Origin of the sequence: Staphylococcus sp. HMSC34C02 (genome assembly GCF_001838705.1) — a bacterium.
GTDB classification, from domain to species: domain Bacteria; phylum Bacillota; class Bacilli; order Staphylococcales; family Staphylococcaceae; genus Staphylococcus; species Staphylococcus borealis.
The window spans coordinates 25,999-40,084 of the sequence record NZ_KV838558.1; the positions used below are offsets into that span (position 1 = coordinate 25,999).

Genomic DNA, 14,086 nt, shown 5'->3' on the forward strand with positions numbered 1-14,086 from the left:
AACTGTGACAATAACCTATTTAAGTAAATTGAATCATATCAAGTTGATTACGTAATCGATTCGTATCTAATGCCTCCCCGATGATGACAATTGTCAACGGCACCTCTTTGTCGATAATGCCATAATCAGGTAATCCCATAGCATATTGAAATTCATAAGTGACCTCTGGCAAATCTCTAAACGTCACAAAGCCTTTTAGTCGAAGCACACTATCTGGTAGACGCATAATAAATTGATAAAACAATTGGCGATCTATAGCAGTTGTAAATGTATATTGCATTGATTGTATACCATGATGATGGGCATGCTTATGTTGTTTTTCATGGTGCTGAATCGCATTAACATGAATTTGTTCATATTGAAATTGACTGTAAGTGGTAACAATAACAGGCGCATTCGGATTGATTTGCTTTAGATTTTCTTTAATGTTGTGGATGGCTTCTTCATCTACTAAATCAACTTTATTCAATATTATTGTGTCACTATAACTTAATTGTTCTTCTAATAATTGAGCAGTTGACGGACTATATACATCTTTCTTTATAAATCTTTGTGCATCTACAATACCAATGATTGTAGGTTTATGAACGTTATTTACAAGCATCGGATCTTGGCAAGCCGTATAAATCTCAAGCGGATGCGCTAAACCTGTGGCTTCGATTATGATATGACTGGTTTCTTGAAGTTCAATTAACTGCTTCATCTGATTTACTAAGTCACTATTTAAATCACAGCACACACAGCCATTAATTAATGAACGAATGGATACGTCATCTCCAAGTAATAAACTATCAACGTCGAAACTGCCAAATTCATTCATAATAATTGTTATTTTCTCATCTTTTTTTAATAATTGCTCTATATAATGTTTTAGAAATGTAGTTTTACACTTCCTAAAAAGCCATTTACAATTGTAATTGATATTTTTTCATTTTTATTATTTATCATTTTAAAATCTCTTTTCTTTTTAAAATTAATTCGAATATGATAATATATGTATTTATTTTAGATTACACTTGATTAAAATAGAAATATCTTCTAGAATTTAAACATACTTTAATTTTAGCATGGCATTGAGACGAAGTGTGTTGCAAGTTATATTTTATACAACATAGACGAAATTTAATCCGAAACATAGAGAGACAGATAGAATGTCTGGAGGAGAACTTTAATGTCTGAACAACATAATTTGAAAGAGCAACTCTGCTTTAGTTTGTACAATGCTCAAAGACAAGTTAATCGCTACTATTCAAATAAAGTCTTTAAAAAGTACAATCTTACTTACCCACAATTTTTAGTGCTAAGTATTTTATGGGATGAATCTCCTGTAAATGTTAAAAAGGTAGTTACAGAACTAGCTTTAGATACTGGTACCGTATCACCTTTATTAAAAAGAATGGAACATGTTGATCTCATCAAACGTGAACGTTCTGAAGTTGATCAACGTGAAGTATTCATTCATCTTACTGAGAAGAGTGAAAAAATTAAACCTGAATTAAGCGATGCATCTAAGAAAGTTGCAACTGCTTCTTCTTTAAATAAAGATGAAGTACACGAACTTAATCGTCTATTAGGTAAAGTCATCGACGCTTTTACCGAGTCAAAATAAAATGACATGCTAATACTAAGCCAATTAAAGTTATTCGTTTCGAATCAAATTAAAATATATTTATCAATAACGAAAAGCCTGAGTTATCTATCGTAGATATCTCAGGTTTTTCGTTTATAGCATATGTGCGCTAGTTCATTTTTAATAAACGACTCAAATAGTGATCACCGTGACTTAATTCATCATAACGTCCTTGTTCTTTCACTTGACCATCAATGAGAACGACAATCTTGTCAAAGTGAGGCAATAATTTCAAATCGTGTGTTGCAACAATCACTGTTTCAGCTTGTTCCTCAACCATTTGCATCACTTGCTTAGTGTTATCCTCATCCAATGCCGTCGTGGGTTCATCTAACAACCATACGTTGGCATCTTTTAGAAATAGCCGTGCTAGCGCAATACGTTGCATCTCTCCACCCGATAATGTATTTCCATCTAAAGTAATGGGTCTTTCCAAATTAAGATGGCCTAAATTCAATCTTGTTAAAACATTTTGAATAACAATATCATTTTGATTCGTGAACATGTTAGAACGCAGTGTACCATCAAATAATTGTTGAGATTGTAGTAGTACATTAAGTTGTTCAAAACGACTGTCTTCATTTAGATGTGAAACGTTTTGTCCATAAAGAGCTACTTGTCCACTATCAATATCATACAAGCCACTCATGATTTGTAGTAACGTACTTTTCCCAGAACCTGATGGACCAACAATTGCTATTTTCTCGCCGTTATCTACAGTTAAGTTTATATTGGATAACGTAGGCATTTCTTGATGTTCGTAACTAAATGACATATCTCTAATATCATAAACACGGTGCTGCATCACTTCTAACGTTTGCTTCGATTCGTCCACTGGATACGACAACACATCATTCAAACTATGCAATGCTTCATCTGTATCCGCTTTATAGTATGCAAAGTTACTCATCGGCACTGTTTGTTCAAATAAAGTTAACATCATCAGTACAATACTCGTTAAGTACACCACATTTAATTGTCCTTCTTTAACTTGTAAAATGCCTAATGCTAAAGTCGCAAATATAGCGAGCATAGCGATTAAATTGAGCATATAATCATATAATGTTAAAAATCGTGATTCTTTCGATTGCATGTTGTCATATGCTTCTAATGCGTGCATCAAATGATTACGATAGTCTTCTACGTTGTTAAAACGAGCTAACTCAGCATATCCTTCCTTGTAATCATAAAATTGCGTAATCGTAGTTTGTTGTTGCTGTGCAACTTGTTCCTTCAAATGGCCTACCCGCTTAGCACTTAACCACGGTATCAACCATAGTGAACATAACATACTTATTACGATAACAATCGCATGCATCGCACTAAAATAAATTAATGTGACAGCTGCAATAATTGCTGTGAAACCAATGACAACCGGTGGATAGTAGACTCGTAAGTAAATATTTTGCAAAGCTTCTACTTTGCTTATCATTTTTGTTAGTAAATCAGCAGATGAGTACTTACGATACAAATTAGGTACTCTTGGAATTAATTGCTCTAAAAATTGAACTCGAACATCTCGCAACATTGTAAATGTTGTTCTATGCGAGAGTAAACGTTCCCCATATCGTGCAATAGCACGTATAAACCCAAACATCTTAACTGATACAACCAACACCATTAATGCGTATAAAGGTGCACCTAATGCACTTTGGGTTACCATATAGCCGCTTAAGAAGAACATTGCTAAGGCAACGATGCTCCCTATAACCCCCGTCAAGATGGCTAATATTAAATCCTTATCCAGCCGAAATCGAATATGTGGTTTCATATGAAGTCACCACCTTTATCTAGTCTTACAGAAATCGTCTGGTCATCTTCAACTAAGTGACCCGCTTCAATAAATAATCGTCGTGTTGCTTGGCGAATCGTTGAATCACGATGTGCAATCATAATCATCGTTACACCATTAAAGTGTTGAGCGATGACACGTTGAATGATTGTCTCCGTTTCTAAATCTAAGCCAGTCGTCGGTTCGTCAAACACAACTACATCAGGATGCATTAGTAACACCCTAGATAACTCGATACGACGCATTTGACCACCTGATAACATTTCGCCACCTTCACCAATTTGACTATAAATCCCCTTTTTTAGTGACAATACTTTCTCTTTTAAGCCAACCATTTCTAATACATGAAGGATTTGGTCATCATCAACTTCTTTAAACATGGCGATATTATCTTTAATAGATGCAGAAAAAATATATGGCGTTTGACTCAACACTCCAATTTGATGAACATTGTAGTTAAACGTTACTTGGCCAGATGTTGGTCGAATCGTTTGAGTAAGTAGCTTAGCCAAAGTTGATTTACCTGCACCACTTGGTCCTACAATAGCGATAGTCTCCCCACTATTGATTGTTAAAGACATATCTTGAATCGCATAAGATGATTGATTCGGATAGTGATACGTTACATGAGTCATACAAATTTGAGGTTTCTGCTGTACTTTGACCTTCTCTTGATTTACAAGCGTTGCACTGTCAGAATCTAAAAAGTCAAAAACGACATCACTCGCCCCCTCACTTTGCTTACCTGTATGGAAGGCTTGTCCTAAATCTTTAATCGCATTATAAAACTCAGGTGCTAATATGATGGCAATTGCTGCCGTCTTAAAATCAATGCTATGAAAAATCACAAGACTTAGAGCAGCCTCCAAAGCAACCAATCCAATACCTAACATACTAATGAACTCGAGCATTAAACTCGATAAAAACGCGCTTTTTAATATGCACATCGTTAAATCACGAAATCGCGTACTATCTTCATATACATGTGCTTTCGTGTGTTCGGTCTGTCTAAAAAGCTTAAGTGTAATAAGCCCCTTAGACACATTGAGAAAACGCTGACTAAACTGATTTAAATACGTCATTTGATCTTTAGATTCATCACGCGTTTTAAGGCCAAAAATAATGTAAAAAAGTGGAATGAATGGTGCTGTAACAATCATAATTAATGCGGTATTTAAATGGATGAAACACATTGCTATGATAATTATTAAAGGAATCATCATTGACTTAAAGACTTGTGGTAAATAGTTTTTAAAAAATGGAGACAGGCCGTCTATAGTCTCGGTTAAAATATTAATTTGCGTTCCTGTAGCAACGACGGTGTCTTTTAAAACAACCTCTTTGCGTAATTGATGTTTCACTTTGCTAGCTAACGTATCACCTAATCGCAAGTTAATCATATTCAATGTTGCTCTTAGAATTAAGACGATTAAAATGATAATTAACAATGAAAAAATAGACGTTGTATGATCATATAAGACTTGATCTAAAAAAGTCGCAATACTTATATTTTGAATAACGACAGTTATTGCTAGGCATGTGCTTACAATTCCCATTAACAATGGAAACATTTTATATTTAAAGACTAAATTCATTAATTTTTTCACTTTATCTTCACCTAATTTCCTATTATAAAAGGTTCTTAATGGTTTAGCATTTAATACCTTTTGAAAAACAGTGACAATATAATGAACATGTTATTAGATTATGTATTTTTGCTTTATATTCGAATTATTTATGATATATGCGCCTCTTAAAGTAACCATTTCATACTTAAGACTGTTGTGAAATGCTCTGTTATACTAGTACATTGGAAAAGGTATAAAAATATATTGTGGGTCGTTAAACACTTTTCCACTTTTTAAATAAAAGTCTACTCAAAGCATCACTAACATTTATACATAAGGCTTAAGTAGTTGTCTTAATATTATTAGCATAGATTTAATGCATTATGATATTATAGTAAAGTGAATTTTGACAACAATATATTTAAAGACAACAATATTTTAAATTTCTAATAAAAGAAAGAGGTTACTTATGATTATTATCGAGTTTATCAAGGGCCTTATCCTAGGTATCGTCGAAGGATTAACTGAATTTGCGCCAGTTTCATCTACGGGTCACATGATTTTAGTAGACGACATGTGGCTAAAATCGACTGAATTTTTAGGTTCTGAATCAGCTTTTACCTTCAAGGTTGTAATTCAATTAGGTTCTGTTTTTGCTGCAGCATGGGTCTTCCGTGAGCGTTATTTCGAAATGCTACATATTGGCAAATACAGAAAAACGTCAATTAATGAAGAATTTCGTTCTAAACCACGTCGCTTAAACTTACTACACGTCTTAGTAGGTATGATTCCGGCTGGTATTTTAGGCGTCTTATTTGATGATTTTATTGAAGAACATTTGTTTAGCGTTCCTACTGTAATGATTGGTTTATTCCTAGGTGCAATTTATATGATCATTGCAGACAAATATAGCAAGAAAGTGACAAATCCTCAATCTGTTGACCAGATTAATTATGTTCAAGCGTTTGTAATTGGTATCTCTCAGGCAGTAGCAATGTGGCCTGGTTTCAGTAGATCTGGATCTACTATTTCAACAGGTGTCTTAATGAAGTTAGATCATAAGTCTGCTTCTGACTTTACATTCATTATGGCTGTACCTATTATGCTAGCTGCTAGTGCGTTATCACTATTTAAAAACTATCAATATATCGAACTTTCACATATCCCATTTTACTTAATTGGGTTCTTGGCTGCCTTTGTTGTCGGCTTAATTGCAATTAAAACGTTCTTACACTTAATTAATAAAGTTAAGTTAGTACCATTTGCAATTTATCGTATTGTATTAGTAATCATTATTGCTATTCTGTACTTCGGTTTCGGCATTGGTAAAGGCATTTAAAATTAAATTATGGTTAATACCATTGAACGAGAGCGGGACAACGAATTTATTTTAATTTCTGTCCCGCTCTCATTTTTTGCACTGAAAGACAATTTAATGTTCACGTCTATTGTTTATTCAAGATATTATGAGTGTTCTAGCTAGTTCCTTCGTTTAGTATCATGTATCATAGGGTAATGAAGATAAATAGTAAATCTAATGGAGGCAACGTGTATGGACAAAAAGAAACTCATTAAAACGGCAATTAATGTTTTACCAATCATTATTGTGCCACTAATTGTAGAACGTAAACGCATTAAATCTCACCCTGAGGTACAAAAAGCAACAAACGCAACGACTAATGCTGGTCACGCTATTGCGAATAAAGCATCAGATGCAAAAGACTATTTAGGAGACAAGAAACAAGAATTTGACAACAAGAGAGAATTGAAAAAAATTGCTAAAGAAAACGATCCTGAATACATTCAGAAAAAAGGCGAAAAATTAGCTAAGAAAAATTATAAAGAAGCTGATAAAATGAACAAAAAGCTTCAAAAAAATATAGAGCAACGCCATAAAGAAGAAGAAAAAGCACGTGAAAAGAATGAAAAACAACGTGTGAAAGATATGAAAAAGACTCAAAAATATCAAGAAAAAGTTGGTTTAACGCCTGGTAAACTTGATGATGAGACTGAGAAAAAAGGCGAAAAACTCGAAAAAGAGAACAAAAAAGACGTTAATAAACTAGATAAAAAACTTCAAAAAAACATTGATAAACGTCATAAAGAAGAAGAAAAATTACAAAAGCAAGAAGAAAAAGCGCGCATCAAAGAAATGAAAAAATTGGACGGTCATGAAGCTGATAGTATTGTTTCACAAAATAAAAACGAAGAGAATAATAAGGCGTAACGCTTTATGACACGGGTAATCATTGATGGAGATGCTTGTCCAGTTGTTGATTCTGTAATTGAATTAACTGCTGGGACAGGCATTTTTGTTATCATTTTGCGTAGCTTTAGTCACTTCTCAAATAAAGTACTTCCAAATCATGTTGAAACGCTTTATGTCGATGATGGTCCAGATGCTGTTGATTATAAAATTGTGAAATTAGCTTCGTCAGAAGACATTGTAATTACTCAAGATTATGGTTTGGCCAGTTTGTTACTTTCTAAAGTTAAGATTGTCATGCATCATAAAGGTCATAGTTATCATTCCAGTAATATAGATTTGTTATTGCAACAACGTTATAATAATGCACAAATAAGAAAGCAAGGTGGTCGTCACAAAGGACCTCCACCCTTTTCAAAGGAAGATAGAAAACAATTTGAGCGTGCATTTCATGCTGTTATCAAGCGACTTAAGGAGGATGTATAATGAAGCGAATTGCAGTATATTGTGGCGCTAGTAAAGGGAAAGACCCTATTTATGTTAAAGAAGCATACGAACTTGGAAAATATATGGCTGAACAGGGGTACGAATTAGTCTTCGGTGCCGGTTCTATAGGTATCATGGGTGCGATTCAAGATGGTGTGTTAGATCATGGTGGTCACGCTATTGGTGTAATGCCAAAGATGTTAGATGAAAAAGAAATCACGAGTCAAAATGTTAGCGAACTGATTCTTGTAGACTCAATGCATGAGCGCAAACAGAAAATGGCCGAACTTGCAGATGCATTTGTGATGGCACCAGGTGGCGCTGGGTCGCTCGAAGAATTTTTCGAGACATATAGCTGGGCACAAATCGGCATTCATGAAAAACCCATCGGCGTCTATAATCTAAATGGATTCTTTGAACCACTTCAACAGCTTATTGATCGTATGATTAAAGAAGGTTTTATTGATGAAAAATATAAAAACTTAGCTCCTTTATACAATACTAAAGAAGATTTAATAAACGGGTTACTTAACTTTAAACCGTTAGGCACACGTACATACGATTAATGATAAAGCGACATGTTTTGGACTTTTATATTTCATTTAGTGATGACTTATCACGAAATATACTTTTCCAATATCATGTCGCTTTCACGTTTAAATTGATAACTGTTTATAATAGCGTACTTGTCGTTTCAACATGTGATATTTACTTAGTTCTGGTAATTCAAAATGGTCATATAATGTCATACCAATCTTTTCCATCACTTTTCTAGATGGTAGATTATTTTCTGCAGTAAAACTGTAAATCGATTCAATCCCCTTTTCTTTAGCAAATGCTAATACGGCTGTTGCACCTTCTGTAGCAAGCCCATTCCCCCATACTTCTGGAATCAGACGCCATCCAATTTCATATAATGGCAACTCCTCGAACGGATATGAACTGTCTTGAGGAATATAATTCACCCCAATAAAACCAAGCCACTCCCCAGTTTCTTTAAGTTCAACGGCAAATAAGCCAATACCATTTTCTTTAATAATATCGTCCATTTTTTTCATATCTAATTCAGAACGTCGATAACTTAACAGACTTGGGAAATAGCGTCGCACTTGAGGATTGGCATTCATTTTCTGAAATGGCAATAAATCTTCTTGCTTCCAATCTCGTAATTTTAGTCTTTCCGTTTCTATATATGTAGCCATTTTCAACACCCCACTTTAAAGAAATACATGATTAAAAAAGTGCGATATGGCGCATTAACCATAGCACACTTTATCCATCTTTAAATTTGATTGATTAACTCATTATCCTCGAGATATGTAACTAACGAGTTCAATGTGTACTGGAATTTCTTTTAAACGATCGCGCTGATCTTTAGGCGCAACAAAAGTTGCATCGACAAAATCATTACGATGATTAAGTTTAAATGTAGCTACAAATGTATCTGTATCAGATTCAAAGTTAGGTAAATGTGCGATAACACGCTTGATTTCTCCAGTAGAATCAACGATAGTACGTCCAGTAATATTTTCAATTTCACGTCCTAACTCAGGTAATGTTATGTCGCGACCTTCTAAAATATGAAAATCTTGTTCATGCATATGTCATCTCTCCAATATTATAAAGTTTATATTTAATCATTTTATGATGTCGTCCATTTTAGTCCACTAAATACATCTAAAAAGATAAAATGTGAATTCAAAATTGATTTAAATTTATTTTACCCTTCATGCATACATATCAAACTTGCCATAACGCGAGCCAGATGGCTTCTATTATTTAAAAATGACCATTATGAATGGCTGTTACTTGATGATGTATTTTGAGTGTTACTTTGCTCGCTAGAAGGATGCGCTTGGCTATTTGATTGACTGTGTTTGGCATTCTTAGTTGATTGTGCGTCATTGCTATTACGCGTTTCAGAAGTACTTGATTCATTACTTGATGCACCACTTTGTGATGTACTTTCATTCTTAGTCTGCTTATCTGTATGACTGCCTGATGATTCCGTTGACGTTGAATCACTATTATCTTTGTCATCACTATCTGAGTCGTCCTTAGCAGATTCTGACGCTACTGATTCATCCACTTCTTTTTGAAGTTTTTCACGTTGATCGTTGAGTTTCTCTTTTTGTTGTTCTAAATCTTTCTTTTGCTTTTTCAAATCATCATTTTCTTTTTGTAGTTGCTTCACATCTTTTTCTAACGATGTTCTTTCATCACTCTTACCACATGCAGACAACATTAGTGTTGCTGACAGTAAGAGTATTAACCATTTCTTCATGCTTTTCTCCTTTATAACGAATGAGTAATCTTATTTTAACATGAATTTAGAACCTATTCATTTTTTACCTAAGGTCTTTACGCATTTTTACATGACTTATTTCATAAGCATTCGCTTTATTAAGTTCAATCATTGCGGCATTCTTAGCATCGATTGTGCCTTCAATAGATTTAGCTTGCTTTTCAATCGCCCAGCGTTCGAGTGCAGCTTTTAAACGCTTAGCGTATCCCAGCCCTCGAAAATGTGGATCTGTATAAAGCATCTCTGTTATTACTTTTTCATGCACCGCTTCAAAATGTCCCCAAATAAATGCGATGACGTGGTTTGTGTTTTCACGCAATTCAACTAGAATCATATCATCACTATGCTTTAATCGTTGAACAATCATATCTTGACGCAAGGCAATCGATAGTTGAGTTGCATTGTAATGTAATTCTCGCCTTTCAATATGATGTTCTTGTATCTTGGCTATTGTTTCAATCCAGTCAATATCTTCAACAGTTAGTTTCCGCATAATAACTTCCTTTGTTATAAACATTATATTCTATATTTATCTATGGTATGATTATCCATATTTAACATATAATAGTCTATTATTTTGAAAAATAAATTAATTTTAAACGTTAAGGAGTTTAGTCAATGAAATCCACTGCGAAATTAGCACGTGAAAATAATGTAAAATCATTGCGACTAAATAATACAGATAGAGAAATCTTTGAGAATTATATGACATACGTTCGTGCTGACTTGAGTGTCAATCCGCATGATAGCGAGGTAATGCTGAGTCGCATATTAAAAAGATTATTAGAAGCTGAGAATGAAGGCACACTCGCATTAGAGTTTTTCGAGCATAACCCTAAAGCACACGCTAAAAAAGAAATTAAATCTTTGCCTAATGAAACATTTCAAAATATATTTAAGTATATATTTCGGAATTTTATTTTTTTAATTGGTATTTTTTGTTTCTTCAAAGGGTTTATTGGCTTTTTTATTGGTGGCGATAATAATGAAGTTTACTTATATACATTCCCTATTACTGTTGTTGCAGGATTGTTTATTATTTTTATGTTTATACTAGTCATATTTAAGACTGTCCAACTACAAAGTTTCAACAACTCGCACTGGGTATGGCTATTAAATTACTGTATTATAGCACTATTATTAGTCGCTTTATTTTATGTCTTTTTTATTCCACAATCATTTTTAGCTTTTGGTCCATATGTTCTGATTAGTAATTGGTCATTTATTATTATCTCTGCCATCATTACACCGATTGCTTTTTATATACAACATCATTTCGTGAATAAAGATTCTAATACGAGTTTATAATTTTTAGCATCATTACTTAGCATTTGCTAAGTAGCGCATGAGCTATCAAAAAAGGTTAAGCATTTTTATCAAAGTTATGCAATTACGTTTCCATTATACTGATTGGCAACGAATCGCTCATTTGATATGAATGACTTAACCTCTTTTTATTGATCATCATCCAACTAAAAATACATCTATAAAGAACCAGATAATCATAATTAGCATAATGAATGCTTGTGCAACTGAACTCGCTAAAAATGCGATTACTGATCCAACACTTGCTTTAAGGGCTTTTCCAAAATCAAAGTCCTGAATTAATTCTACAATAAGTACTGCAATAAACGGTATGATAATAATGCCGAATGGTGGGAAAACGAAGCACCCTACGATTACACCTATTAACGCAGCATATTCCCCTAATTTAGAACCACCAAATCGATTTACAAAGTATTTATTCATTAAAAAGTCTGATACTAAGATAAATACAGTAAATAAAATCATGGCAACATAAAATATCCATGATAGCCCTTCTTGAGGAAATCCAAATTGATAAATCAAGAAGCCTACCCATAGTACAAGTACTGATGGAATAATTGGCTTAATTAGACCTACAAAAGCTAAAACAAATGATAATAGTATTAAAATCCATAAAACAACTTCCATTATTTAACTGTCACATCCGCTTCCGTATATTTTTGATCTTTCGTAAAGAAGATTAATATCATTCCTATAAAGATAGATGATGCTGACACGAAGAAAACATTCTCCAAGCCAACCCAATGACTCATTGCTCCACCTAATAAATTTCCGAGTAATTGCCCAATGACCATTGCATTTGCAAATAATGTTGATGCATAACCCGGGAAATCAGGTAGAATATCTTGGAAATAGCTAATACCTAAACCAAGCAATATAGCTAGAAATAGTGCTAAGAAGATTTGTCCAACCATCATGGCATAGATATTTTCAAACACACCAATACTAAAGTAGAAGGCACCACCACTAATTGCACCAATAATTAACAACGTACGTGTAGCCAGTTTAGCTGATAACATTCCTAATATCACCATAAAAGGCACTTCCAAACCTGCACACAAACTGGCTAACGTTCCTACATAACCCTCTTGCTCTTTGAGGTAATCCGTTACAAATAATGGCATATTCATTGTGTACATCCATTGCCCTATATGTAATAAAATAAATGCAATGAATGGTACAAAAAGTGTTTTATCCTTAAGCATATTGGGAGCAGTCTTTTCAATATTAGCTGTACCACCAACTTGCTCTTTAGCGGATAAATTTAAATCCTTATAAAAGAAAATTTGTAAAACAAGTGTGAATAATAATATAAAGACGGTGCCACCAAAAAGGCCAGCATATCCCATAAATTGAATTAAATATGCACCAATTAATGGTCCAAACAAGAAACCAAAAGAAAACATTGAACGTAAAACTGTATTTGCAAATTTAGCGTTATTTCTTGAGGAAGAAACATTAATTGATTCACGTGCAGATGCATATAACTGCGGCATTGCTGGGGCAAATAACCCTTGAAAAATAGCGTACACAATAATAAACAACCAAATATGATGAATATAAAAATATATTGAGAAACTAATCGCCCCCATCATCAACGCACTAATGATGAGTACCTTTCTATTTATACTATGCGTATCAGAAAAGCGAGCGACAATAGAATTTACAGTAAATTGACTCACCGCTGCTAAGGCAAGCAAAATACCGAATTGATTTGTTGTCATTCCTAGTTCTTTCGTCGCAAATAGCACAAAGTAAGGCACGGTAATGGCGATACCCATACCTAATAGCATCATATTCACAACGAATAATTTGTAGTTCTTTATATGCAACAATGCTGCAAACATTTTTCCTACCCCTATTCTTCTTTGATATAACACATCATTCTAATGATTAGCGAATAAAATTAATCATCAAAGTGACAAATGACTCAACTTGTGGCAACTGTAACATGCTACTGTCATAACTCATAAATGTTGAGCGAATAAGCGGTTGATTATCGATATTCACCTTTTCAAATTCGAACATATTTTTGTCGATATTTCTCATCATGATTTCTGGGAGAATCGTTACGCCTACGCCACTTACTAACATTTCTTTACATGTTGCAACTTGATCCACTGTTATCGTTGCGTGATAATCTTGACCAAGATTTTCATTATACCATTCTTTAATTTGATTAATATAGATAGGATCCGCTTGAAATTCTATGAAAGGCAACTTAGAAACGTCATTTCTTTTTTCTTTCGGGTAGATGAAATAATGATCGTCGTCAAAGAGATGCGTATTGGTCAAATTCATGACTTTATTACCTCTCGTAATCATTACGTGATAATCTCTATGATTGGCTTTGATTTGTTCTGTAGAGCCAACTTGCACTTGAATTTCAACGTTCGGAAATTGTGAATTGTATAAACTCAACACTTCAGGTAATAACGTTTGACCAATTAAAGATGAACACCCAATCGAAATTGTGCCATTCACTTCTCCGATATGCGCTTGCATTTTATCGAAAAATAAGCGTTCGCGCTTCAACATATCACGCGCATGTTCAATAATCATAGCACCTTCAGTGGTAGTGATTAGTTGTTTCTTTGTACGAATAAATATATCCACACCAAATGAGTGTTCAATAGCTTTAAGACGTTGTGTTACAGCTGGTTGAGAAATATATAATATCTCTGCTGCTTTACGTAACGTCTTAGTTTCATCGAGTGTAATTAATAATCGATAGTCTTCTATTTTCATAGCTTCCCCCTAGTAATGTTTATTC

The 14,086-nt window shown here is 33.8% G+C and carries 15 protein-coding genes and 1 pseudogene; 6 read left to right on the forward strand and 10 right to left on the reverse strand.

Features of this window, described 5'->3' with window-relative positions; genetic code table 11:
- Positions 1-19: 19 nt before the first annotated feature.
- Positions 20-948, reverse strand: a pseudogene (locus tag HMPREF3239_RS01270) (GTP-binding protein).
- Between the two features lie 223 nt (positions 949-1,171).
- Between HMPREF3239_RS01270 and HMPREF3239_RS01275 the strand changes: the two are divergent.
- Positions 1,172-1,609 (forward strand): global transcriptional regulator MgrA, encoded by a 438-nt coding sequence (locus HMPREF3239_RS01275; RefSeq protein WP_070854476.1) that lies wholly within the window; start codon positions 1,172-1,174, stop codon positions 1,607-1,609.
- A 130-nt stretch (positions 1,610-1,739) separates the two neighbouring features.
- Here HMPREF3239_RS01275 and HMPREF3239_RS01280 read toward each other — a convergent pair whose 3' ends face one another.
- Together HMPREF3239_RS01280 and HMPREF3239_RS01285 are read right to left on the reverse strand one after the other, a co-directional pair.
- Positions 1,740-3,401, reverse strand: a complete 1,662-nt coding sequence (locus HMPREF3239_RS01280; protein WP_070854477.1) for an amino acid ABC transporter ATP-binding/permease protein — start codon at positions 3,399-3,401, stop codon at positions 1,740-1,742.
- A complete protein-coding gene (locus HMPREF3239_RS01285; RefSeq protein WP_070854480.1) occupies positions 3,398-5,029 on the reverse strand; it encodes an ABC transporter ATP-binding protein/permease in 1,632 nt (543 codons plus the stop codon). Before HMPREF3239_RS01285 ends, HMPREF3239_RS01280 begins: the two co-directional genes overlap by 4 nt.
- Before the next feature lie 430 nt (positions 5,030-5,459).
- Between HMPREF3239_RS01285 and HMPREF3239_RS01290 the strand changes: the two genes are divergently transcribed.
- The 4 genes from HMPREF3239_RS01290 (at position 5,460) to HMPREF3239_RS01305 (ending at position 8,248) form a co-directional block, all read left to right on the forward strand.
- On the forward strand, positions 5,460-6,329 hold the full coding sequence (locus HMPREF3239_RS01290) for an undecaprenyl-diphosphate phosphatase (RefSeq protein ID WP_053029990.1): 870 nt from the start codon (positions 5,460-5,462) through the stop codon (positions 6,327-6,329).
- Positions 6,330-6,542: 213 nt separating this feature from the next.
- Entirely contained in the window at positions 6,543-7,217 is a 675-nt protein-coding gene (locus HMPREF3239_RS01295; protein WP_070854482.1) for a hypothetical protein, read from the forward strand.
- A gap of 6 nt (positions 7,218-7,223) precedes the next feature.
- Positions 7,224-7,682 (forward strand): YaiI/YqxD family protein, encoded by a 459-nt coding sequence (locus HMPREF3239_RS01300; RefSeq protein ID WP_070854484.1) that lies wholly within the window; start codon positions 7,224-7,226, stop codon positions 7,680-7,682.
- A complete protein-coding gene (locus HMPREF3239_RS01305) occupies positions 7,682-8,248 on the forward strand; it encodes an LOG family protein (protein WP_070854486.1) in 567 nt (188 codons plus the stop codon). The genes HMPREF3239_RS01300 and HMPREF3239_RS01305 overlap by 1 nt, the downstream gene beginning before the upstream one ends.
- A gap of 90 nt (positions 8,249-8,338) precedes the next feature.
- Here the strand turns inward: HMPREF3239_RS01305 and HMPREF3239_RS01310 are convergent, their stop codons facing one another.
- The 4 genes from HMPREF3239_RS01310 to HMPREF3239_RS01325 form a co-directional block, all read right to left on the reverse strand.
- Positions 8,339-8,884 (reverse strand): GNAT family N-acetyltransferase, encoded by a 546-nt coding sequence (locus HMPREF3239_RS01310; RefSeq protein ID WP_053029994.1) that lies wholly within the window; start codon positions 8,882-8,884, stop codon positions 8,339-8,341.
- Between the two features lie 102 nt (positions 8,885-8,986).
- Positions 8,987-9,283 (reverse strand): hypothetical protein, encoded by a 297-nt coding sequence (locus HMPREF3239_RS01315; protein WP_053029995.1) that lies wholly within the window; start codon positions 9,281-9,283, stop codon positions 8,987-8,989.
- 191 nt (positions 9,284-9,474) lie between these two features.
- Positions 9,475-9,966, reverse strand: coding sequence for an SA0632 family lipoprotein (locus HMPREF3239_RS01320; RefSeq protein ID WP_070854488.1), 492 nt, complete (start codon positions 9,964-9,966; stop codon positions 9,475-9,477).
- 64 nt (positions 9,967-10,030) lie between these two features.
- Positions 10,031-10,480 carry a GNAT family N-acetyltransferase gene (locus HMPREF3239_RS01325; protein ID WP_070854489.1) on the reverse strand — a complete coding sequence of 150 codons (450 nt, stop codon included), beginning with the start codon at positions 10,478-10,480 and terminating at the stop codon, positions 10,031-10,033.
- 125 nt (positions 10,481-10,605) lie between these two features.
- On the opposite strand from HMPREF3239_RS01325, the gene HMPREF3239_RS01330 reads away from it, so the two are divergent.
- Positions 10,606-11,295 carry a DUF1129 family protein gene (locus HMPREF3239_RS01330; protein WP_053029998.1) on the forward strand — a complete coding sequence of 230 codons (690 nt, stop codon included), beginning with the start codon at positions 10,606-10,608 and terminating at the stop codon, positions 11,293-11,295.
- 156 nt (positions 11,296-11,451) lie between these two features.
- Here HMPREF3239_RS01330 and HMPREF3239_RS01335 read toward each other — a convergent pair whose 3' ends face one another.
- The 3 genes from HMPREF3239_RS01335 to HMPREF3239_RS01345 are packed head-to-tail and all read right to left on the reverse strand — an operon-like array spanning position 11,452 to position 14,061.
- Positions 11,452-11,940, reverse strand: coding sequence for a DUF456 domain-containing protein (locus tag HMPREF3239_RS01335; RefSeq protein WP_070854491.1), 489 nt, complete (start codon positions 11,938-11,940; stop codon positions 11,452-11,454).
- The gene (locus HMPREF3239_RS01340; RefSeq protein WP_053030000.1) at positions 11,940-13,160 is read right to left on the reverse strand and encodes an MFS transporter; all 1,221 of its coding nucleotides are present in this window, start codon (positions 13,158-13,160) and stop codon (positions 11,940-11,942) included. Before HMPREF3239_RS01340 ends, HMPREF3239_RS01335 begins: the two co-directional genes overlap by 1 nt.
- A gap of 46 nt (positions 13,161-13,206) precedes the next feature.
- Positions 13,207-14,061, reverse strand: coding sequence for a LysR family transcriptional regulator (locus tag HMPREF3239_RS01345; protein WP_053030001.1), 855 nt, complete (start codon positions 14,059-14,061; stop codon positions 13,207-13,209).
- Positions 14,062-14,086: the final 25 nt, after the last annotated feature.